At 60.7% G+C, this 20,205-nt stretch carries 16 protein-coding genes; 9 read left to right on the forward strand and 7 right to left on the reverse strand.

All coding sequences use genetic code 11. The features are described from left to right. Positions 1 to 112: 112 nt before the first annotated feature. From INT20_RS10800 to INT20_RS10825, 6 genes are all read right to left on the reverse strand, one after another. Positions 113 to 1,456 carry an alginate export family protein gene (locus tag INT20_RS10800; protein WP_226912129.1) on the reverse strand — a complete coding sequence of 448 codons (1,344 nt, stop codon included), beginning with the start codon at positions 1,454 to 1,456 and terminating at the stop codon, positions 113 to 115. Between the two features lie 235 nt (positions 1,457 to 1,691). Next, a complete protein-coding gene (locus INT20_RS10805; RefSeq protein WP_193056937.1) occupies positions 1,692 to 3,008 on the reverse strand; it encodes a TRAP transporter large permease in 1,317 nt (438 codons plus the stop codon). After that, positions 3,008 to 3,514, reverse strand: coding sequence for a TRAP transporter small permease (locus tag INT20_RS10810; RefSeq protein WP_193056938.1), 507 nt, complete (start codon positions 3,512 to 3,514; stop codon positions 3,008 to 3,010). Before INT20_RS10810 ends, INT20_RS10805 begins: the two co-directional genes overlap by 1 nt. Before the next feature lie 49 nt (positions 3,515 to 3,563). Further along, positions 3,564 to 4,637, reverse strand: a complete 1,074-nt coding sequence (locus INT20_RS10815; protein WP_226912130.1) for a TRAP transporter substrate-binding protein — start codon at positions 4,635 to 4,637, stop codon at positions 3,564 to 3,566. Positions 4,638 to 4,743: 106 nt separating this feature from the next. After that, entirely contained in the window at positions 4,744 to 7,773 is a 3,030-nt protein-coding gene (locus tag INT20_RS10820) for a cytochrome P450 (protein WP_193056939.1), read from the reverse strand. Between the two features lie 226 nt (positions 7,774 to 7,999). Then, entirely contained in the window at positions 8,000 to 9,877 is a 1,878-nt protein-coding gene (locus INT20_RS10825) for an FAD-binding monooxygenase (RefSeq protein ID WP_193056940.1), read from the reverse strand. A gap of 404 nt (positions 9,878 to 10,281) precedes the next feature. Here INT20_RS10825 and INT20_RS10830 point away from each other — a divergent pair, with 404 nt between their 5' ends. The 5 genes from INT20_RS10830 (at position 10,282) to hpaH (ending at position 15,005) form a co-directional block, all read left to right on the forward strand. Further along, the gene (locus tag INT20_RS10830; RefSeq protein WP_193056941.1) at positions 10,282 to 10,668 is read left to right on the forward strand and encodes a 5-carboxymethyl-2-hydroxymuconate Delta-isomerase; all 387 of its coding nucleotides are present in this window, start codon (positions 10,282 to 10,284) and stop codon (positions 10,666 to 10,668) included. Between the two features lie 28 nt (positions 10,669 to 10,696). Beyond that, positions 10,697 to 12,205 (forward strand): 5-carboxymethyl-2-hydroxymuconate semialdehyde dehydrogenase, encoded by a 1,509-nt coding sequence (gene hpaE / locus INT20_RS10835; protein WP_193056942.1) that lies wholly within the window; start codon positions 10,697 to 10,699, stop codon positions 12,203 to 12,205. 72 nt (positions 12,206 to 12,277) lie between these two features. Further along, complete coding sequence (gene hpaD, locus INT20_RS10840; protein WP_193056943.1) at positions 12,278 to 13,258, forward strand: 3,4-dihydroxyphenylacetate 2,3-dioxygenase; 981 nt, start codon at positions 12,278 to 12,280, stop codon at positions 13,256 to 13,258. A gap of 69 nt (positions 13,259 to 13,327) precedes the next feature. Further along, complete coding sequence (locus INT20_RS10845; RefSeq protein ID WP_193056944.1) at positions 13,328 to 14,218, forward strand: fumarylacetoacetate hydrolase family protein; 891 nt, start codon at positions 13,328 to 13,330, stop codon at positions 14,216 to 14,218. Continuing rightward, positions 14,205 to 15,005, forward strand: coding sequence for a 2-oxo-hept-4-ene-1,7-dioate hydratase (gene hpaH, locus INT20_RS10850; protein WP_193056945.1), 801 nt, complete (start codon positions 14,205 to 14,207; stop codon positions 15,003 to 15,005). Before INT20_RS10845 ends, hpaH begins: the two co-directional genes overlap by 14 nt. Before the next feature lie 10 nt (positions 15,006 to 15,015). On the opposite strand, the gene hpaA is transcribed toward hpaH, so the two are convergent. Beyond that, on the reverse strand, positions 15,016 to 15,915 hold the full coding sequence (gene hpaA, locus INT20_RS10855) for a 4-hydroxyphenylacetate catabolism regulatory protein HpaA (RefSeq protein WP_193056946.1): 900 nt from the start codon (positions 15,913 to 15,915) through the stop codon (positions 15,016 to 15,018). 139 nt (positions 15,916 to 16,054) lie between these two features. Between hpaA and hpaD (INT20_RS10860) the strand changes: the two genes are divergently transcribed. The 4 genes from hpaD (INT20_RS10860) (at position 16,055) to hpaR (ending at position 20,034) form a co-directional block, all read left to right on the forward strand. Continuing rightward, entirely contained in the window at positions 16,055 to 16,909 is an 855-nt protein-coding gene (hpaD, locus tag INT20_RS10860; RefSeq protein WP_193056947.1) for a 3,4-dihydroxyphenylacetate 2,3-dioxygenase, read from the forward strand. Between the two features lie 30 nt (positions 16,910 to 16,939). Beyond that, positions 16,940 to 17,743 (forward strand): 4-hydroxy-2-oxoheptanedioate aldolase, encoded by an 804-nt coding sequence (gene hpaI / locus INT20_RS10865; protein WP_193056948.1) that lies wholly within the window; start codon positions 16,940 to 16,942, stop codon positions 17,741 to 17,743. A gap of 72 nt (positions 17,744 to 17,815) precedes the next feature. Beyond that, positions 17,816 to 19,267 carry an NADP-dependent succinate-semialdehyde dehydrogenase gene (gabD, locus tag INT20_RS10870; RefSeq protein WP_193056949.1) on the forward strand — a complete coding sequence of 484 codons (1,452 nt, stop codon included), beginning with the start codon at positions 17,816 to 17,818 and terminating at the stop codon, positions 19,265 to 19,267. 314 nt (positions 19,268 to 19,581) lie between these two features. Further along, a complete protein-coding gene (gene hpaR / locus INT20_RS10875; protein ID WP_193056950.1) occupies positions 19,582 to 20,034 on the forward strand; it encodes a homoprotocatechuate degradation operon regulator HpaR in 453 nt (150 codons plus the stop codon). Positions 20,035 to 20,205: the final 171 nt, after the last annotated feature.

Raw genomic sequence — 20,205 nt, forward strand, 5'->3', positions numbered from 1 at the left:
AGTAACTTTGACACGTTGCTTTATACGAAACGGGTGCCTTTGGCTCAGCCTAATACGCTATTCGCCCCGCGGCTTGCCTGTCTCTGCCGCTGGTATGACGCTCTCTGCCGGGCTAGAAATCGAACCCGACCAGCAGTTGGGTGTAGTAGTTGGCTCCGTTGCCACCGAGCTGCGTACCTCCCTGCGAGGCGGAGGTGTCCGGATCGTAACGGCCCACCAGCGGCATGACCCACCAGTGATCATTGATCGCCCAGGTAGCGTAAATGTCGATCTCATTGCCGTCGAGGTTCGGCCCCTGACCGGCATTGAGCGTATCGAAGCGATACATCATCAGTCCAAGGCTAAGCCGTTCGGTGGGCTCAGCCGACAATGCAACCTGGTGAATGCGGGCATTCGTCGAGAAGGGACCTGCGTAGTTGGCGGCCACTTCTCCCTGAAACCAGGTGCCGAGTGCGCGACCGTTACCGTAGAACAGCGGATCGTAACCGTCGGAGAAACGGCTGAAACGGTAGCTTGCGTAGGGCGTGCCGGGTAACTGGTCGAAGGTCCAGCCCGCCTCGAGGTACCAGGCATTTTCACTATCGTCGTTGCCTTTCTTCTGAAAAGCGTATTGCCCGGAGAGAAACAGGTTCTCCACGCCCGCGTTGCCGTTGCCGTAGAACGTGTAGACTCGCGTGCCGTCCCGGTCGGGATACAGGAAGGCGTAGTCATCGTCGGTATCGAGTACCTTGAGGTAGGTCGCGCCGAGCGTGGCGACATCGGTGATGTGCTCCAGATTGGCCACCGCCAGCTCGGGTTTAGCTTGGGCCGCATTGTCTGAAGCGAGCCACATTAGATCCCCCCGCAGGCCCTGCTCGCCGCCGAGGCGCAGCACGGCGCTTTTGGCGAACGACTGGCGCGGCGCCAGGTAGTAGCCGCCACCGCGATTCAGCGCGCCATCGAGTACGCCAGTACCGAAATTCAGCGCGTCTCCCGAGACCAGAAAGCCATCCCCGACCTGGATATATTGACGGCCCACAGAGATATCGATGCCGTCGTAGTCGAGTGTCGGCACCAGGTCACCGGATTTCCAGCCCGCCGAGAGGCTTTCGAGATGCGTGCGCCGCTCGTCGCCGGTGGTGAACCCCGCCGCATCGCCCTGCCCCCAGGTGCCGCCGGAAGTCCAGGCCACATTGGCATAGAGCGAGCCAGCCGTGGGGGATAACGCATGGCTGGCATTGAGACCATACTTGATAAACCCTTCTTGCCAATCTCTGCCTTCTGCCTCGGCCGTTTCCGATTGGGCGTAGCCCTTCTGGCTATGAAACGCGCCAGCCACGCCCGTGACGTTCAGGTTGAGCGTGGTCTGATCAGTGCCATGAAGCTCAAGCGCCGAAGCGCTGGTGCATATTGAAAGTGTGATGACCGAGCCAAAAGCAAGTCTGGGTAGCATGGAGTTGTCGCGTGAGGTAGTCATAAGTCAGTGATCCTATTCGTGCGATGCTTGTTGTTATGAGGATGCAGCGCCAGGTGCGGGGCCGCTGATTGACAGGCTAACGAGTGGGGGATTGCCGTTCTTGTCTGCCGCTGACGAAAATCTGCCCTGCGCTGCCGCCCGTGCACACTTTTAAGATCAACCAGCAACGCCGGTCCAAAAACGAAAAAGACCGGCACACAGGCCGGTCTACTTGATTGAGCACTAACGTTCCGCACTAGCCAAGCCACACCAGTGACAGTGCTGGTACGAAGACTATGATGGCGATGCGCACTATATCAGCACCGAGAAACGGCATGATGCCGCGACTAACGGTGGCAAGCGACGTGTTGTGGCTGTATTTCTGCACGATGAACAGGTTCATTCCCATCGGCGGCGTGATCAGGCCGATTTCTACCACCATCAGTGCGACGATACCGAACCAGATCGCCTTTTCTGGTCCCGCTAGGTTGAACAGCTCAAGCTGCATGATGATGGGGAAAAAGATCGGAATGGTTAGCAGGATCATCGACAGCGAGTCCATCATACAACCGAGCACCAGATAGATCGCCAGAATCACCATCAGTATTGCTAATGGCGCCAGCCCGCTGCCCAGCACCCACTCGGCCAGCGCCGAGGGCATTTGCCCAAGCGCCAATCCGCTATTGAGGAGGTCGGCACCGATGACGACCAGATAAATCATCGCACTCGCTTCCGCCGTGCCCACCAGGCTTTTAAAGAGTCCTGGCCAACGCATGCCCCGCCATACGGCGTAGATTCCACACGCGGCGGCCCCGAGCGAAGCCGCTTCGGTCAGATTCGCCCAGCCACCGTAAAGGCCGAATATCACCACGATAAAGATCACTAGCACCGGCATGATTTCACGTAGGCTCGCCAACCGCTCGGCCCAGCTGTAGCGCGGTGAAGCCTCGACATCACTTATGGAGCGCATTGCTATCAGTCGAATCACCACGAAATAACCCACCACGGCCAGAAGCGCCGGTAAAACGGCCGCCATGAAAAGCGTGGTGATCGACGTATTCGTCAGCACGGCGTAGACGATTAGCGGCACCGATGGTGGAATTAGAATGCCCAATGTGCCTGCTGCCGCGATGGTGCCCGTGGCAAGCCGCTTGGTGTAGCCGTGACGCTCTAGCTCGGGTAGCGCCACCTGACTCATGGTGGTGGCGGTGGCCAGTGAAGAGCCGCAGATGGCGCCGAAACCAGCACAGGCGCCAGCGGCCGACATAGCAAGCCCCCCTCGCCAGTGGCCGATCCACTTGGCGCTAACCCGAAAGAGTGTCGCTGACAGGCCACCGTGGATCGCAAACTGCCCCATCAGCACAAAAATGGGAATCACAGCCAGGTCATAGCTCGAAAAACGGGCATACACCAGGTTGTTGAGGGTATACAGCAGCGCGTTGGTATCGCCGTCGTACACCAACCAATAGCAAAGCGCGCCAGCCAGCAGCATCGCCACGCCTACATGCAGCCGACACCCCAACAGTACAAGCATTCCCCCGAGCGCTACCGCCCCCATCGTTAGTCCTTCCATCACACTCCCTCCTCCTCAATCATGGCGGGCGCTTCATCATGGGTAAGGTGATGAATGCTCTGATACAGGGCACACACGCCCATCAATGCAAGGCCCGGCAGCATCGCCGCCTGAAAGGCCCACTCGGGCAAACCAAGCTGAACGCTTTGTGCGTTATAGATGAAGCTGTCTTGGGTCATTAGCGCCGTTCGCCACAACAGCAAGGCGCTGACGCCCGCCAGCACAAAGTGTGAGATGGCTAGCAGGGCGCGATTGATGCCTGCCGGCAGAAGCGTTGCGACGATGTCCACACGGATATGTCGATCATTAATTTCACACAGCGGCATAAAGCAAGCCACCGCCACGGCCATCGTCATCTGCAGGAGTTCCATGTCACCGGTGACCGGGGTGGCCAGAAGTCGGCGTCCCAGCATCGAGGTGAGCGAGAGTGTGATGGCAGCCAGCAGCAGCAGGCCACCTACCAAGGCAAGCGCGGTGGCGAGCCGCTTGAGTAGAGGTTTGATCATGTAGGTCTCCCGGAGTAAACGCGTTCCAAACGGTGCGCGTGGCCCGCGCTTATTCGGGCGGTAAGGTGTGTGATTTGGCGATTGATTCAAGCGACCTCACCAGCGCCGCGCGGTCGATGCCACCGTCGTTTGATGCCATCCACGCCTCGGTTACGCTGCGAGAGGCGTCGCGCATGGCCTCATAGGTGTTGTCATCGAGGGCAATGACCGTCTGCTCGGGGTCGTTCTGCAAACGCGTTCTGACCGGCTCGATAGCATCATCCCAGGCCTGGCCGAAGCGGCGCGACAGGACTTCGCCGCTGAGCTCATCCAACGCCTCGCGCGCTTTCTCGGGGAGTTGGTCATAGCTCTCCTTGTTCATCAGAAAGGCCAGCACAGTCACGGTCGGGGTGGCTTGATGCGGGGCGGATTCGGTGTGGTTGTGGGTAACCTCGGCAAGCTTGGTCGGTGGCACGACTTCCCAGCCGGCCGACGCCCCGTCGATGACACCCTTGGCGAGTGTGTCGGCGATCTGAGCCGGTGGCATGCTCACCGCCGAGGCGCCGAGTGAGTCGATGAGCCGTGAGGCCATACGAGTCGGCGCACGCAGCTTCAGTCCTTCCATATCCTCAATACCGTGAATGGCTCGGGGCCGCGAATGGAAGACGGCACCGCCGTCGCTGTGCACAGCCAGCACGTGATAGTCGCTAAAGTCCTCGCTTGCCGGGCCTTGGGTGAACTCCCAGGCGATGCGGCTACCGGCGACGCCGCCGGCCGGCAGCATGAACGGCAACTCTAGCGCCTCGCTGCGGGGAAAGCGCCCAGCGGAGTAGCCAAGTGCCGTCCAGGCGATGTCTACCACACCGTTACGCACCATGTCGGGCAACTGCGAGGGAATGCCTCCCAACTGCATCGACGGATAGATCTGGCAGCGGATCTCGTGGTTGGAGCGCTCCTCCAGGTCGTCGCACCATGGGTCGAGCACGCCGCGCTGCACGCTGGCTACCGAAGGCAAAAAGTGCGTGATACGCAGCGTCGTCTCTGCCAAGGCCGGAGCGCTCGAAAGCCCGCCAGCCAGGGCGACTGTGCAGGCTATCATTAGCCGTTGAAGCCGGCCGGGGGCGTGCCTTGTTGTTGTGTTCATGGTGGTCTTGCTCCTCTCGCAGTTCTTTGGGCTTAGGTCGTGCCCTCGGGCGATGAATGAAAAAAACGAATGACCCAGCGAGTAGCGATCCAGCGCTTGGTGAGGCTTAGGCCGGCACCGGTTCTTCGCTCGTCACCAGGTTCAGCACGCCCTCGACCCAGTCCAGCGCGACATCCGAGGCCGAAAGCGATCCGCTGGCGTCGTGACGGCCAAACTCCCCGATACGTGTCGCGCCGCAGGCCATCATCGCCTCGGTGAGCAGCTCGCCGCCGCGGGAGTAGGTCCGCGCGTAACTGCTGTCGCCCAGCCCTAGGCTTGGAAAGCGAATGTTGGAAAGATCTGGGGCGTCGTCGCGCAGCGCTTGATAAAACTCGTTCGCCCCACCTGGCACTTCGCCGTCACCGTAGGTAGAACAGACGATGAGGTGGAGCCGGTTAGGGTCGAGCGACTCGGGATCGACATCGCCCAAATCAGCTACCTCCACCGCGCAACGCCCGTTGAGGGCCTGCTCGAGCTCTTCTGCCACCAGTTCCGCATTACCGGACTCGGTGCCGAATAGAATACTGACCGACAAATCGCCCAGGCTCTCGCCGTCACCGGCCGTGCCCTCTGGGCGCTGCTCAAGCACGATTGATTCGTTGCGCGCCGATTCGAGCAGCGCCTCGAGCGTGGTCAGCTTGGTACGCACCCGGCCCGGCGCGGTTTGATTGCGCTCCTGATGATCGATGCGCCGCCAGCCGTCGATATCGGTTGCATCCACGGGCGGCGTGAGCCCTTCGAGGGTGCATGTCACTGCACCGGTGGCAATATCGCCGCCGATTACGCCGGCCAGCGCCCGGGCATCGGTACGCTGATCGGGAATCGTGCCCCGGGCATCGCGGCGCAGCCAGCCGGCCAGATACAGTCCTGCTTCGACGCGGCCTGTCTCGGGGGCGCTGGGAAGCTCGGCCAGTGCTTTGGAGATGGTGTCTTCCGGGTCGGGCACGAAGCCGATGGCGGTAATCACCGAGTCCACCGGCAGCGAGACCGTCTTGCCGCCGTGGCGCAGGGAAATTCCTTCGACCTTGTCCTGCCCGTCGATCTGCTCAGGGGTCGCCTCGAACCACCACTCGACCATCATGGAGGGCGTGCCCTCGACCTCGGCCTGACACGCGCCCGGCAGCGTGCGTAGCGCGTCCAGCCGCGCATCCTTGCCTTCCGGCACGCGGTCGAGATCGACGCCGTGAAGGCGGTGCGTGATGCCCGAAAAACGGCCCAATTCGCGGATCATTACCGGGTCAAAGCGGGCCTTCTCCGCGCTTGAGCGCCCGATGATATGAAGGGTGGCGATCTCGTGAGTCAGCGTACTGTGCACGGCGTCGTCGATGTCGCTGCCTTCGAGCTCTTCTGATCGAATCGACAACAGCCGCAGCACGTCGATGGCCACGTTGCCTTGACCGGTGATCGCCACGCGGCGGCCCAGCGTCGGGGTGGTGGTCTCGTGCGGGTGGCCGTTGAGTCGTCGAGTGATGCAGCCCGCGCCGAACACGCCGCTCAGGTCTTCGCCGGGAATCTCGAGCCGGCGATCCGCGCGCACGCCGGAGGCGAGCACCACGGCATCGTAGTCCGCGCGCAGCGCCTCGAAGGAGATCTGATCGCCGATGGTGGTATTGCCGATGAAGCGCACTTTGGGTGAGTCGAACAGCCGGTCGAACTGGCCTGATACCGCCTTGGTCCCCTGGTGGTCGCCCGCTACGCCGTAGCGAAGCAGACCGTAGGGCACGGGCAGGCGATCGATCAGATCGATATGCGCGCCGGGCATACGCCGTTGGATCTCTTTCGCTGTGAAACAGCCCGCCGGGCCGGAGCCGACGATGGCGACATGGGGCGTCGCCTCTGCCTCGCAGGTAGCGGCGGAGGCGGTTGCGTCCGTGCTGTTCTCATCGAGGGAAACGACGCTATCCCAAGTGACCGGCAGCGAGAGCATGCCGCGGAACACCCAGCCGCCAACGGTGGGCTCGCGATCAGGATGCACCCGGAGCCCTTTCAAGTGGTTGAACAGTAGTGGCAGGGCCACGTCGGCGATCTGAGCCCGTGCCGCCCGCGCGCCCAGGCACACATGGGTGCCCTTGCTGAAGGCCAAGTGGGGTTTGACCTCGCGGTGGATATCGAACTCGTCCGCGCGCTCCCATACCGATTCGTCGCGGTTGGCCGACAGAATACAGATCCCCAAGCGGGCACCCTTGGGCAGCTCGACGCCGGCCAGCACAGTTTTTTGGGTCGTCTGGCGCGAGTACAGGCCAATCGGCGCGATCCAGCGGATGGATTCGTCGAACACCGTCGACCAGAGGCTCGGGTCGCGCTCGGCGGCCTGGCGCTGCTCGGGGTGGGTCAGCATCGCCCAGGCCGCCACGCCCAGCGCATCGCGCGGCTCGTTGAGCCCGCCGCCAATGCTCATCTTGATGTTGGCGCGAATCTTCTCCATCGGCATCTGGTCCTCGGGCGAGGAGAGCAGTGACGAGATCAGTGAGTGGTCGCGGTTATGTCGGTGCCACTCGAGCATTTCATCAAGCGCGATGTCCACCTCGTCGAACGAGCGCTTGCCGGCGGCCCAGACGTCCGGGTCGTCGGCGTAGTTGCCGGTGGCATCGATCAGCGTCTGCGACCAGCGCTGCATATCCTCTGACGAAGCGTTGTGGAGTCCGAGCAGTTCCTTCAAGCATTCCGCCGCGAAAGGCGCCGCGAAATCCCAGATCAGATCCGCGCCCGGCCCTTTTTCAATCAGGTGCGCCAGCTGCTCGCGGCCCTTCTCGTGGAAGGTTTGCGTCCAGACGTTTTTCACCACGTTGGGTTTGAACACGCTCTGCCATTGGCGGCGCTCGTGGTAGTGCTCCGGGTCGTCGCGGCGCAGCATCGAATGCCCCATGGCGCGGATCTGAAGCGAGTCCTGCTCGTTGGCTGAGAAGGTTTCTTGGTCGTGTTCGGTGGTGATCACGGCGTCGTAGCTGGTGATCAGATAGCGGTTGACGCTGGGCACCCAATGCACGCCCCCTTCACGGCGCAGGCGTTCATAAATCGGATAGGGGTCGTGATAGAGCGTATTGATATCAACCCAGTCCGCGACGGGGGCGGGGCGAGGAGTGTTGGTGTTGTTCATACGACCTCCGAAGGGGATAGCAATAAAATGAGGCGCATTGATCGGACGGCTAGCGCGTGGTTGGTGATCACGCTATTCATTTGTTAATAAGTTAACAATTAGACTTTATGTACAGAAAAAGCTTTTTCCCAGCGCTTTCATCGACCCGCTCGCGCGGGTCGATTTCCAAGTAATTGCATTTTTCATAAAATGGTGTGGGGCTGGCGTTGGCCCGGAAGGAGCGGGGTCATGCCTGTAGGCGCTTGAACAGCTCGCCAAGGCGGTGGTTATCGGAAAGTGCCAACACGTCGGCCACGTACTGATCCGGGCGGACCACCACGATCGCTCCGTCGCGATTGATACCGCGGGCATCGAAGATGTCCTCGTCGGGGGCGATGCCAAACACGTTCTCAAGATTCACTAGTTCAAACGGTCCGACCTCTGGTTTGAACACGCGCGGCACCTGATTAATCGACACATCCTCGTGGTGCTGCTGGTAGATCACTTTGATATCGAACCAGTCGACCCAGGCGCCGCCCGGTAGTGCCACGTTGAGCGGAGAATCGCTCGAGCGCTCCAGCCATTCGGCTAGACGCTGTGTGGCAGAACCCTCGCCAGTAAGGGCGGCATCGGCAAATACATAGAGGCGCCATCGCCCATCGGCCCTGGCCTGGTGGCCCAGCTGCAGCGGATTGCCGTCACATACCCGCGACACCATTGCCGACTTAAAACGCTTGCCTACCGGAAAGCCGGTGGCAAGTGTCTGATGCTTGGCATCGTTGATAATCATCGAGGGCGCGTATTCGGTCATAAAACCTGCTGGGAACTCGATGGTACGAGCGTAGAACGCCTCCAGCTCGCCCGGGTCTTCGAACTCTTCCGGGCGTTTGGCCATCATCGTCGACCACTTCTTGTCGAAATCGATCAGGTTCTTGGCCACCACCTGACGCTCGGCAGAGTAGGTCGACAGCAGCGTGGCGGGACTGCGGCCGGAGAGTACGTAGCCGAGCTTCCAGCCCAGGTTGAAGCCATCCTGCATCGAGACGTTCATGCCCTGGCCCGCCTTGGCGCTGTGGGTGTGGCAGGCATCTCCGGTGATGAACACTCGCGGCAGGCGCTCGGAGCTCGGGTCCTCGACGTCGTCGAAGCGGTCGGTGAGACGGTGGCCTACCTCGTAGACGCTGTGCCAGGCGACATTACGCACATCGAGGGTGTAGGGCGTGAGGATGTCATTAGCCTTTTCAATGATTTGCTCAATCGGCGTGTTACGTACGTCGTTACTGCCATCGGCTGGCACTTCGCCCAGGTCGACGTACATGCGAAACAGATGTCCTCCCTCGCGAGGAATCAACAAAATACTGCCACCGGCATTGGACTGGATGGCGCATTTGGTGCGGATATCGGGGAAGTCGGTCTTCGCAAGTACGTCCATCACCCCCCAGGCGTGATTGGCCTGGTCGCCGGTGAGCGTGCAGCCAATGGCGCTGCGTACACCGCTTCGCGCGCCGTCGCAGCCCACCACGTAGCGGGCGCGCACGGTGCGCTCACGCTCCTCGTTCGTATCTGCATTCATGCGTAACGAGACGTTGACCGGGTAGTCGCCGTCGCCATCAACTGTAAGGCCGTTGAACGTGACGCCGAAATCAGGGCGAATGCGCGCCGGGCCATTGAGAGCGGCTTCGGCCAGATAGTCGAGTACCCGGGCCTGGTTGACGATCAAGTGGGGAAACTCGCTGATGTCTTCCGGGTCATCCGGGGTGCGAGCGCTGCGTTTGATGTGCTCGGGCTGCTCCGGATCGGGCTTCCAGAACGCCATCTCGGTGATGCGGTAGGCCTCGGCGGTGATGCGGTCAGCAAAGCCGAACGCCTGGAAGGTTTCGACGCTGCGCGCCTGGATACCGTCGGCGTGCCCGATCTCGAGCCGGCCCGGGCGGCGCTCAATGATACGGGTGCGGATACCTGGGAACTGGGCAAGTTGCGCGGCCATGATCATGCCGGCTGGCCCGGTACCCACGATCAAAACGTCCACTTCGTCGGGCAACTGCTCGGGCCGGTCTACACCTGTACCCGCGGCGGGTTGCCGGCGCGGATCGCCGGATACATAACCGTAATGATGAAATTGCATGATGGCTCCTCTTGATGGGTGACATCCGGGCCTTCATCGAATCAAGGTGCAAGCCCGATTGCGTTTGGATGTCGTGACCTTTTTCATGCTGAACACCTCAAGGACCAATGGGGATGTGTTTTACGTCCTCTGTATTGTACTTTTCATAAATATACCCCCTACCTTGGTCGGTCTGCCAATCTGGTGCCTCGTTTTTTCGTTAATCTATAAACGATTAGTTGGGTGCAATAGTGACGACTGCCCGGCCCAGCAACGTCCGAAAAGGTCGAAACGAGGTTTTGTGTACATCTAAATGATGAGGCGGACCTGCTTGACACGGCGCCTCTCTTCGATCATTAATATATTAACAAGTTGAACGTGGATCCGTTCATTACCCCTTTTACTACTGGCTTTAGGAGAACGACGTGCCCCATCTGCATATCGAGTACTCATCCAGCCTTGAGCAGCGCGTTGACGTGCACGAGGTGTGCCGGGCCGCCTATCGAGTGATGGCGGCGTCCGAGCTCTTTCCGCTGGCCGGTATCCGCGTTCGCGCCTTTGCTGCTGATCACTGCATCGTGGCCGACGACCATCCGGACAACGATTTCCTGGCCATGACCCTGAGTGTCGGTAGCGGGCGTGCCCAAAGTGATCTCAAGGCCGCTGGCGAGCAGCTGTTTGCCGCCGTACAAGGCGTACTGGCCGAACCGCTTGCCACCCCACATTTCGCCCTGTCGCTGGAAATCCGCGAAATCGATGCCGCGCTGAGCTGGAAAGACACTCCAATCCATGCCCGGCTGTCCCAACAGTGAGCCCCATGTCCCTTCTGGAGGATTCTTGATGAGCCAATTAAACGACAACATTGCCCGCGCGCAGGACTACATGAAGCGTTTTCGCGACCAGGGCGTCTTGAACCATATCAACGGTGAGTCGGTGCCAGCGGATTCTGGCAAGACGTTCGAGACCCTTTCGCCAGTGGATCTCGCGCCGCTTGCCAACGTCGCCCACGGCGGCGCCAGTGATATCGATCGCGCTGTACAGGCCGCCGAAAAAGCGTTCAAGACCTGGAGCAAGACGCCAGGCAAGGAGCGCCGCGAGATTCTGATCAAGGTCGCCGAGGCTATCGAAGCCCACGCCGAAGAGATCGCCTTCACCGAGTGTATGGATACCGGGCAGTCGCTGCGCTTCATGTCCAAAGCGGCCATTCGCGGCGCGGCCAACTTCCGTTACTATGCCGATCAGGCGCCCCAGGCCGAGGATGGTCAGGCGCTGCGCAACGACACCCAGATGAACGTGACCTCCAAGCGCCCGCTGGGCCCGATTGGCGTCATCACGCCGTGGAACACACCGTTCATGCTCTCGACGTGGAAAATCGCCCCGGCCTTGGCCTCGGGCTGCACCGTGGTCCACAAGCCAGCGGAATTCTCGCCGATGACCGCCAAGCTGCTGGTCGAAATCGCCGAGAAAGCAGGTCTGCCCAAGGGTGTCTTGAACCTGGTCAACGGCATGGGTGAAGACGCCGGCAAGGCGCTGACCGAGCATCCCGGCATCAAGGCGATCGCTTTCGTCGGTGAAAGCCGCACCGGCCAGCTGATCATGGCCCAGGCCGCGCCGACGCTGAAGCGCTTTCACTTCGAGCTGGGCGGCAAGAACCCGGTCATCGTCTTCGAGGACGCCGACCTCGAGAGTGCCGTCAACGCCGCGACGTTCATGATCTATTCGCTCAACGGCGAGCGCTGCACCTCCTCCTCACGCCTTCTGGTGCACGAGAATATCTATGAGGAATTCACCCGCCGCGTGGCGGAAGTTGCCAACGGCGTGAAGGTCGGTCATCCGCTCGACCCGGACACTGTGGTCGGCCCGCTAATCCACCCGGAGCACGAACAGAAAGTGCTGTCGTACTTCGACAAGGCGCGTGAAGAGGGGGCCACTATCGCCGCCGGCGGCGAAAAGGTCGGTGAAGAAGGCTGCTTCGTACGCCCGACACTGTTCACCAACGCCACCAACGACATGGCGATCGCTCAGGAAGAGATCTTTGGACCGGTGCTGACCGCTATTCCGTTCAAGGATGACGAGGAAGCGCTGCGCCTAGCCAACGATACCCAGTACGGCCTGGCCGCTTACCTCTGGACCAGCGATCTTGACCGTGCCATGCGCCTGACCGACGAGCTGGAAGCGGGCATGATCTGGGTCAACTCCGAAAACGTGCGCCACCTGGAGTCGCCCTTCGGTGGCGTGAAGGCATCCGGCATCGGCCGCGATGGCGGCCACTGGTCTTTCGACTTCTACATGGAAACCGTCAACGTTTCCTTCCCGCGCAAGGCCCACAAGGTGCCGAAACTCGGGTGATGCCGTTATCACAGGGCGGCGCGTGCCGCCCTGTTTGCCGAACACCCGTTTGTCGAAAAAAGGAGTCTTGTCATGCCTATTCCAATGCCCAATCTCTACCCTCCGTTCAACATCATTCGTCTGAGTCATGTCGTGTTCGGCGTTCGTGATCTGGAGAAGAGTCGTCACTTTTACGTCGATACGCTCGGCCTTCAGGTCACCGATGAAGACGACAAGCGTATCTATCTGCGTGCGATGGAAGAGCGCGGCCACCACTGCATCGTGCTGGAAAAAGGCGACAGCGCGACCGTGAAATCGCTGTCGTTCAAGGTCTTCGATGAGCAGGAGCTCGACAAGGCGCACGCCTGGTTCCAGGAGCAGGGTCACCCGGTCGAGTGGGTCGAGCGTCCCTATCAGGGTCGCACACTGAGCACCACTGACTGCTTCGGCGTACCGATCGAAATCTATTTCAAGATGGACCGGCTTGCGCCGATCCATCAGCAGTACGCGCTCTACAAAGGCGTCAAGCCGCTGCGCATCGACCACTTCAACCTGTTCTCGCCCAACGTCGACGAAGCGGTCGAGTTCTACAACCGCATCGGTTTTCGCGTTACCGAGTACACCGAAGACGAAGAAACCGGCAAGCTGTGGGCGGCCTGGACGCATCGCAAGGGCGGTGTGCATGACATGGCCTTCACCAACGGCCGTGGCCCGCGCCTGCACCACACCGCGTTCTGGGTGCCCACACCGCTGAACATCATCGATCTGTGCGATCTGATGGCCACCACCGGTTACGTTGCCAACATCGAGCGCGGTCCGGGCCGTCACGGCATTTCCAATGCCTTCTTCCTGTACATCCTCGACCCGGACGGCCACCGCATCGAGATCTACTGCTCGGACTATCAGACCGTCGACCCAGACCTGGAAGCCATCAAATGGGATCTGAAGGATCCGCAGCGCCAGACGCTGTGGGGTGCCCCGGCACCGCGCTCCTGGTTCGAACACGGTTCCGAATTCGAGAATCTCGAGCCGGTGGATTCCCAACTCAACGCAACGCCGATCGTCGCGCCCTGAGCCGGGGCCTTGCGTCGCACCATTGACTCAAAAGGGCCCGGGACCACTCGGGCCGTCAGGAGACTGTTCATGAGTAACGCCCTTCCGCCTCGCCTCGCTTCCTTCCGTGCCAATGGCGCCGACCGCTACGGTGTCGTTACCGACAGCGGCATCGTCGACCTGACGCCGGAGTTCGGTGCCCGCTTTAAGGGGCTCAAGGAAGTGGTCGAGGCCGGCGCCATCGACGAGCTGCTGCATGCTGCCGACGGCCGCAGCCCGAGCTACCGCGAAGAAGACGTCAGCTACCTCATTCCGATCATTAATCCGGAAAAGCTGATCTGCGTCGGCGTCAACTTCCCCTCGCGCAACGAGGAGTACAAGGACGGCCAGGCCGCGCCGAGCAAGCCGTCGCTGTTCATCCGCTTCCCGCGCAGCTTTGTTGGCCACAACGAAAATCTCGTGCGCCCGCCGGAGAGCGAACAGCTCGACTACGAAGGCGAAGTCACCATCGTGATCGGCAAGGGCGGTCGCCGTATTTCCCGCGAAAAGGCCTATGAGCACATCGCCGCCCTGACGCTGTGCAACGAAGGCACCATTCGCGACTGGGTGCGCCACGCCAAGTTCAACGTCACCCAGGGCAAGAACTTCGATGCTACCGGTGCCATCGGCCCCTGGCTTGTGCCGTTCAAGCGCGCGGAGCAGCTCGATGACATCGAACTGACCACCCGGGTCAACGGCGAAGTTCGCCAGAATGATCGCACCTCGCGCATGATGTTCGATTTCCGCTATATCGTGAACTACGTCTCGACCTTCACCACCCTGGTGCCGGGTGATGTCATCGTCTGCGGTACGCCCACCGGCGCCGGTGCCCGTTTCGAGCCGCCGGTCTGGCTCAAGCCCGGCGACGTCGTCGAGGTGGAAGCCGAGGGTATCGGTAAACTGGTCAACGGCGTAGAGGATGAACGTCATGGCGCTCACTGAGACGCAAATCAACGAAGCGGCAGAGGCACTGCTTGAGGCGGAGAAGAGCCGCGAGCAGATCGGGCTGCTGTCAAAAGCCTATCCGGACATGACACTGGATGATGCCTACGCGATCCAGACTGCCCAGATGGAGCGAAAGAAGGGTGAGCACGACATCATCGGCTGGAAAATCGGCCTGACGTCCAAGGTGATGCAGGATGCGCTCGGTATCGACACGCCCGACAGCGGTGTGCTCTATGACTACATGCGCTTCGACAGCGGCGCCGTGATTCCGAAGGGCCACTTCATCCAACCGCGCATCGAGGCCGAGATTGCCTTTGTCATGAAGGCACCGCTGGAAGGGGAGGTCACCCGCGAGGACGTGCTGGCCGCCACCGACTACGTGACACCGGCCATCGAAATTCTCGATACCCGCATCGTCAGAAAGGACGCAGAGACCGGTCAAGCGCGGGTGATCTTTGACACCGTCTCCGATAATGCCGCCAACGCTGGCATCGTGCTGGGCAGTGAGCGCCACGACCCGCGGGCGCTGGATTTACGCTGGGTCGGCTCGATTGTTAAGCATAACAACGACGTGGTGGCCACCGGCCTCGGCGCCGGCGTGCTGGACGATCCGGTCACCGGGCTCGTCTGGCTGGCACGGCGCATGGCGACTTACGGTCAGCGCATCGAGGCCGGCCAGGTCATCCTGTCGGGCTCGTTCATCGGCCCGGTCGAATGCCCGTCCGGCAGCCGGATCGAAGCCGACTATGGCCCGTTCGGGTTCGTGTCATTGACATTCGACTAGACGACACCCGCTATTCACGAACGGGCGGATCGCAACGGTAACCCGAGGGGGTGGTACCCGAATGACGCGCAAAGAATCGACAGAAGTAGGCGGGGTCCTTGAACCCGAGCTGGTAGGCGATCTCGTTGACGCTCATGCGGGTGAAGATCAGCAGGCGCCGCGCCTCCTGCATCACGCGGTCGTGAATCACCTGCTTGCTGGGCACCCCGGCGATGCGTCGACAGACGTTGTTGAGGCGCGCCTCGGTAACGTTGAGAACGCGGGCATAGTTCGCCAGCGTCCAGTGCGCTCGATAGCGGGCCTCGATCTCCAGATTGAAGCGGTGAAACAGCGACAGCTCGTCGTGACGCACGCTCTGGGCTTTGAGCGAGTTGGCCGACAGGCGGAACAGACCGATGAAGATCAGCCGCGTCAGGGTGATCAGCGCCGCCTCCCGGCCCGGCCGGTCGGCCTCGAACTCGAGGCGCAGCTCGTCAAACAGCCGTTCGACGCGATTCACTTCCGGTCTCGTCTCGTCACTGACCCGGCCGGTCGCCACGCACACCGGTGTCACGGTCGAGGCGTCGCCCAGCTCGGGAATCTCTTCGAGCAGCGACCACACCAGCTGCTGGCGCACCGTCAGCACATGGCCGTCGCTGCTGTCTTCGGTGGTAAAGGAGTGGGGCACGGTCGGCGGCGTCAGAAAAAACATCGGCCCCTGCTGGTGAAATTGCCGCTCGTCCAGATAGACCCGCACCATGCCACTTTTGACGTAGTGCACCTGAAAGAACCGGTCATGATGATGGACCGGCATGTTGCGCCCGTAGAAATCCGCCATGCGACCCAGCGCATCGTAATGCACCGTCGCATCGGCATAGCGCTGGTCGTACTCCTGACCAATCGTGATATTGGGAATGAGATCCAGCGCCATGATTGTTCTCCTGAGCTTGCGCGGTGTTACCGTCCGACAGGCCTCTATATTAACCATCGACGGGTGCTTCGCTCCATAACGTTGCCTGCCTGCCGTGCAGGTCGCCTTGACCAGCCCGTCCGTTTCAAGGAATTTTCTCATGGGTGAAATCGTACTTGCTGCCAAGATCACGCACGTCCCCTCGATGTACCTCTCCGAGCAGCCCGGACCGCATCATGGCTGTCGCGCCGAAGCGATCGCCGGTCACAAGGAGATCGCTCGTCGCGCCCGTGAACTCGGCGCCGACGTCGCCGTGGTCTTTGACACGCACTGGTTGGTCAACAGCGGCTATCACATCAACTGCGGCGATCATTTTGAAGGTATCTATACCAGCAACGAGCTGCCGCACTTCATTCAGAACATGGCCTACAAGTACGACGGCTGCCCCGACCTGGGCCGGGCGATCGCCGAGTACGCCAACGACTCCGATATTCGCACCATGGCGCACAATATCGAGAGCCTCAAGCTCGAATACGGCACCTTGGTGCCCATGCGCTACATGCACATGGATGTGCCGGAAGAGCAGCCCTTCAAGGTGATCTCCATCGCCGCCTGGGATGCTTGGCACGACCTTAATGACAGCATTCGCTTCGGCGCCGCCGTGCGCCAGGCGATCGAGGCAAGCGATCACAAGGTGATGGTGCTGGCCTCGGGGTCGCTTTCCCACCGCTTCAGCGACAACGTCAATGCGCTCGAGAACCTGCACCGCTGGACCCGAGAATTCGACCGCCAGATGGACATTCGTGTGGTCGAGCTATGGCGCGAAGGTAAGTTTGACGAGTTTCGCAAGATGCTGCCGGAGTACGCCCAGCACTGCTACGGCGAGGGCGGCATGCATGATACCGCGATGCTGATGGGCGTGCTCGGCGAGGGCTATGACCGTCCGGCCGAAATTTTGACCGCACCGTTCGGCAGCTCCGGTACTGGTCAAATCAACGCCGTTTTCCCGATGTAAAGCGATACGCCAACTTTCAAGGAGTGCCTTATGGACATGCCCAGCAATACCTTCAAGCAGGCCATTGGCAACCAGCAAGCCCAGATCGGTCTCTGGCTGGGGCTTGCCAACGGCTACTGTGCCGAGCTTGCCGCCAACGCCGGTTTCGACTGGCTTTTGATTGACGGCGAACACGCCCCAAACGATCTGCGCACCATTCTAGAGCAGCTTCAGGCGGTGGCGCCTTATCCGGTCCAGCCGGTAGCGCGCCCGCCGGTGGGTGACGCGGCGACGATCAAGCAATACTTGGATCTTGGTGTTCAGACGCTGCTGGTGCCGATGGTCGATACCGCCGAGCAGGCCCGCGAACTGGTGCGCGCCACTCGCTATCCGCCGGTCGGCATCCGCGGGGTGGGCAGTGCGCTGGCGCGCGCCTCGCGCTGGAACTCGATTCCGGGCTATCTCGATCACGCCGATGAAGAGGTCTGCCTGCTGGTACAGATCGAAACCAAAGAGGGGCTGGAAAATCTGGATGAAATTGCCGCTGTCGAGGGCGTCGACGGCGTTTTCATCGGGCCGGCTGATCTAAGCGCTTCGCTCGGTCACCGCGGTGATCCGGGGCACGACAACGTGCAGCGTGCCATCGAAGACGGTATTGGCCGCATTCAGCAGGCTGGCAAGGCCGCGGGCATTCTCTCGGCCAACAAGACGTTGGCCAAGCGCTACCTCGAACTGGGTGCCACCTTCGTGGCCGTGGGTGTGGATACCAGCCTGTTGATGGGCTCGCTGAAAACACTGGCTGGCGAGTTCAAGGACGGTGATGTTCCGACCACGCCCGCCTCATCGGTGTACTGATTACGCGACGGCTCCCCGTTTTTGTTTTCACCTGGGCCTGTGCATGTCAGGCCCTCAATTTCGGAATGACTCATGAATCTCAACGACACTCGTCTGCTACGCCAACAGGCTTACATTAACGGCCAATGGCTCGATGCTGACAACGGCGACACTTTTGATGTGACCAATCCGGCCAACGGCGATACCGTTGCCACCGTAGCCCGTGTGGGCACGGCCGAAACCCAGCGTGCCATTGACGCTGCCCAAAAGGCGCTTCCGGCATGGCGTGACATGACCGCCAAGGCCCGCTCGCTCATTCTCAAGCGCTGGTTCGCGCTGATGCAGGAGCACAAGGAAGACCTGGCCCGCATTCTAAGCGCGGAGCAGGGCAAGCCGCTGGCCGAGAGCCGCGGTGAGGCCTACTATGGCGCCAGCTTCATCGAGTGGTTCGCCGAGGAAGGTAAGCGCGTCTACGGCGATGTGATCCCCAACGACAAGCCCGACCGTCGGCTGGTGGTGATCAAGCAGCCAGTGGGCGTGGTCGCGGCGATCACGCCGTGGAACTTCCCCATCGCCATGATTACCCGCAAGGCTGGCCCTGCACTGGCCGCTGGCTGCACGATGGTTCTGAAGCCTGCCTCCGAGACTCCGCTTTCCGCGCTGGCGCTGGCCGAGCTTGCCGAGCGCGCAGGCGTACCTGCCGGGGTGTTCAACGTGGTGGCCGGACGCGCCGGCGAGATTGGTACCGAGCTCACCCACAGCGAAACCATCCGCAAGCTCTCCTTTACCGGCTCCACCGAGATCGGCCGTCAACTGATGGAAGAGTGCGCTGGCACGATCAAGAAGGTGAGCATGGAGCTGGGTGGCAATGCGCCCTTTATCGTGTTTGATGACGCCGACCTGGACGCGGCGGTCGAAGGCGCGATTGCCTCGAAATTCCGTAACAGTGGCCAGACCTGCGTTTGCACCAACCGGTTTCTGGTTCACGATGCGGTCTACGATGCCTTCAGCGAAAAACTGGTCGCCGCCGTCAAGGCGCTCAAGGTCGCCGCTGCCGAAGAAGAAGGCGCCCAACAGGGGCCGTTGATCAATCAAAAAGCTGTCGATAAGATACGCGCCCACATCGACAACGCCGTCGGCCACGGCGCGAAGGTGCTCTGCGGCGGCGAGTCTCACGCGCTGGGCGGCAACTTCTTCGAGCCGACGGTCCTGGGTGAGGTGACGAAGGCGATGGACGTAGCCGGTGAGGAGACTTTCGGCCCGCTCGCACCGCTGTTTCGTTTCAGCACCGAGCAGGAGGCCATCGCCATGGCCAACGACACGCCTTTCGGCTTAGCCGCCTACGTCTACACGCAGAACCTGGGACGCAGCTGGCGCATGGGCGAGGCACTGGAGTACGGCATGGTCGGCATCAACGAGGGCCTCATCTCGACAGAAGTTGCTCCGTTTGGTGGCATCAAGGCCTCGGGCGTTGGTCGTGAAGGCTCCCACTACGGCATCGAGGATTATCTCGAAATCAAGTACCTGTGCATGGGAATCAAGTAGACAGTCATTACATTATAGTTGATATGATCTGAATGGTCGGCCCCGGCTCGCGCATGAGGGCCGGTCATTTCTGGTTCGTTGCATCACTTCTGGTCACGGAATGCGCCCTTGGCTTTCAACTAGAAGTGCCAGATGCTTAGTGGTCGCTGAAAAAGCGCCATTTTTGCTATCCAGATGCCATGCGTCAGGTCATGTAGCAAGCGAGTGAGTGTGGTATTGTCCGCTCCTTGATAAGACTCCGCTTTACACCTATCTTCGGCGATTCTATGACAAGAGCCGCTATCGTCTCGGAATTTTTTAGAAAAAGGCAGCACATGTCGCGTCCGACTCCTTCAATGACTCTGGCACTGCTTCAAGCCCGTGAATCCGCCATGGATTTTTTCCGGCCACACCTTAACCACAACAACATTACCGAGCAGCAGTGGCGCGTTATTCGCATCCTGTGGCAAGCCGAAGAGCAGACACTGGAGAGCTACCAGTTGGCCGAGCTTGCCTGCATTCTACGCCCGAGCCTGACCGGGGTGCTGGTGCGTCTTGAGCAGAATGGGCTGGTCAGTCGCTGGAAGCCCGAAAACGACCAGCGACGTCTTTGCGTCACTCTGACCCCCCAGGGGAATGAGCTGTTCGACAGCATGAAAGGGGAAATGATGCGCCAATACCAGAAAATCCAGAAGCGGCTTGGCCCGGAGAAATACCGCACCTTGATGAGCCTGCTGGATGAAGTGCAGCGGTTGTCACCAGATCAGGACAACGATGATCCGCGCTGATAGCATCTGATCGGTCCGTTACCAGTTCTTGATCAGTAGCATAATACTGTCCAGCATCTTTTCTCGCACTCCTGCCAAACTGTCATCGGCCGTCATGATCTTACCCAGCAACAGTGGACACTCGTTTAAGCGATCATTCGGACTTCAAACGCCTCTGGGCTGATCATCCCT

Source organism: Halomonas citrativorans (assembly GCF_014898005.1).
Classification (GTDB): Bacteria; Pseudomonadota; Gammaproteobacteria; order Pseudomonadales; family Halomonadaceae; genus Vreelandella; species Vreelandella citrativorans.

Excerpts from the sequence above, each read along its gene's own strand:
- INT20_RS10800 (WP_226912129.1), bottom strand. The coding sequence starts at position 1,456 with ATGACTACCTCACGCGACAACTCCATGCTACCCAGACTTGCTTTTGGC.
- INT20_RS10805 (WP_193056937.1), bottom strand. The coding sequence starts at position 3,008 with ATGGAAGGACTAACGATGGGGGCGGTAGCGCTCGGGGGAATGCTTGTA.
- INT20_RS10810 (WP_193056938.1), bottom strand. The coding sequence starts at position 3,514 with ATGATCAAACCTCTACTCAAGCGGCTCGCCACCGCGCTTGCCTTGGTA.
- INT20_RS10815 (WP_226912130.1), bottom strand. The coding sequence starts at position 4,637 with ATGAACACAACAACAAGGCACGCCCCCGGCCGGCTTCAACGGCTAATG.
- INT20_RS10820 (WP_193056939.1), bottom strand. The coding sequence starts at position 7,773 with ATGAACAACACCAACACTCCTCGCCCCGCCCCCGTCGCGGACTGGGTT.
- INT20_RS10825 (WP_193056940.1), bottom strand. The coding sequence starts at position 9,877 with ATGCAATTTCATCATTACGGTTATGTATCCGGCGATCCGCGCCGGCAA.
- hpaE (WP_193056942.1), top strand. The coding sequence starts at position 10,697 with ATGAGCCAATTAAACGACAACATTGCCCGCGCGCAGGACTACATGAAG.
- hpaD (WP_193056943.1), top strand. The coding sequence starts at position 12,278 with ATGCCTATTCCAATGCCCAATCTCTACCCTCCGTTCAACATCATTCGT.
- INT20_RS10845 (WP_193056944.1), top strand. The coding sequence starts at position 13,328 with ATGAGTAACGCCCTTCCGCCTCGCCTCGCTTCCTTCCGTGCCAATGGC.
- hpaH (WP_193056945.1), top strand. The coding sequence starts at position 14,205 with ATGGCGCTCACTGAGACGCAAATCAACGAAGCGGCAGAGGCACTGCTT.
- hpaA (WP_193056946.1), bottom strand. The coding sequence starts at position 15,915 with ATGGCGCTGGATCTCATTCCCAATATCACGATTGGTCAGGAGTACGAC.
- hpaD (WP_193056947.1), top strand. The coding sequence starts at position 16,055 with ATGGGTGAAATCGTACTTGCTGCCAAGATCACGCACGTCCCCTCGATG.
- hpaI (WP_193056948.1), top strand. The coding sequence starts at position 16,940 with ATGGACATGCCCAGCAATACCTTCAAGCAGGCCATTGGCAACCAGCAA.
- gabD (WP_193056949.1), top strand. The coding sequence starts at position 17,816 with ATGAATCTCAACGACACTCGTCTGCTACGCCAACAGGCTTACATTAAC.
- hpaR (WP_193056950.1), top strand. The coding sequence starts at position 19,582 with ATGTCGCGTCCGACTCCTTCAATGACTCTGGCACTGCTTCAAGCCCGT.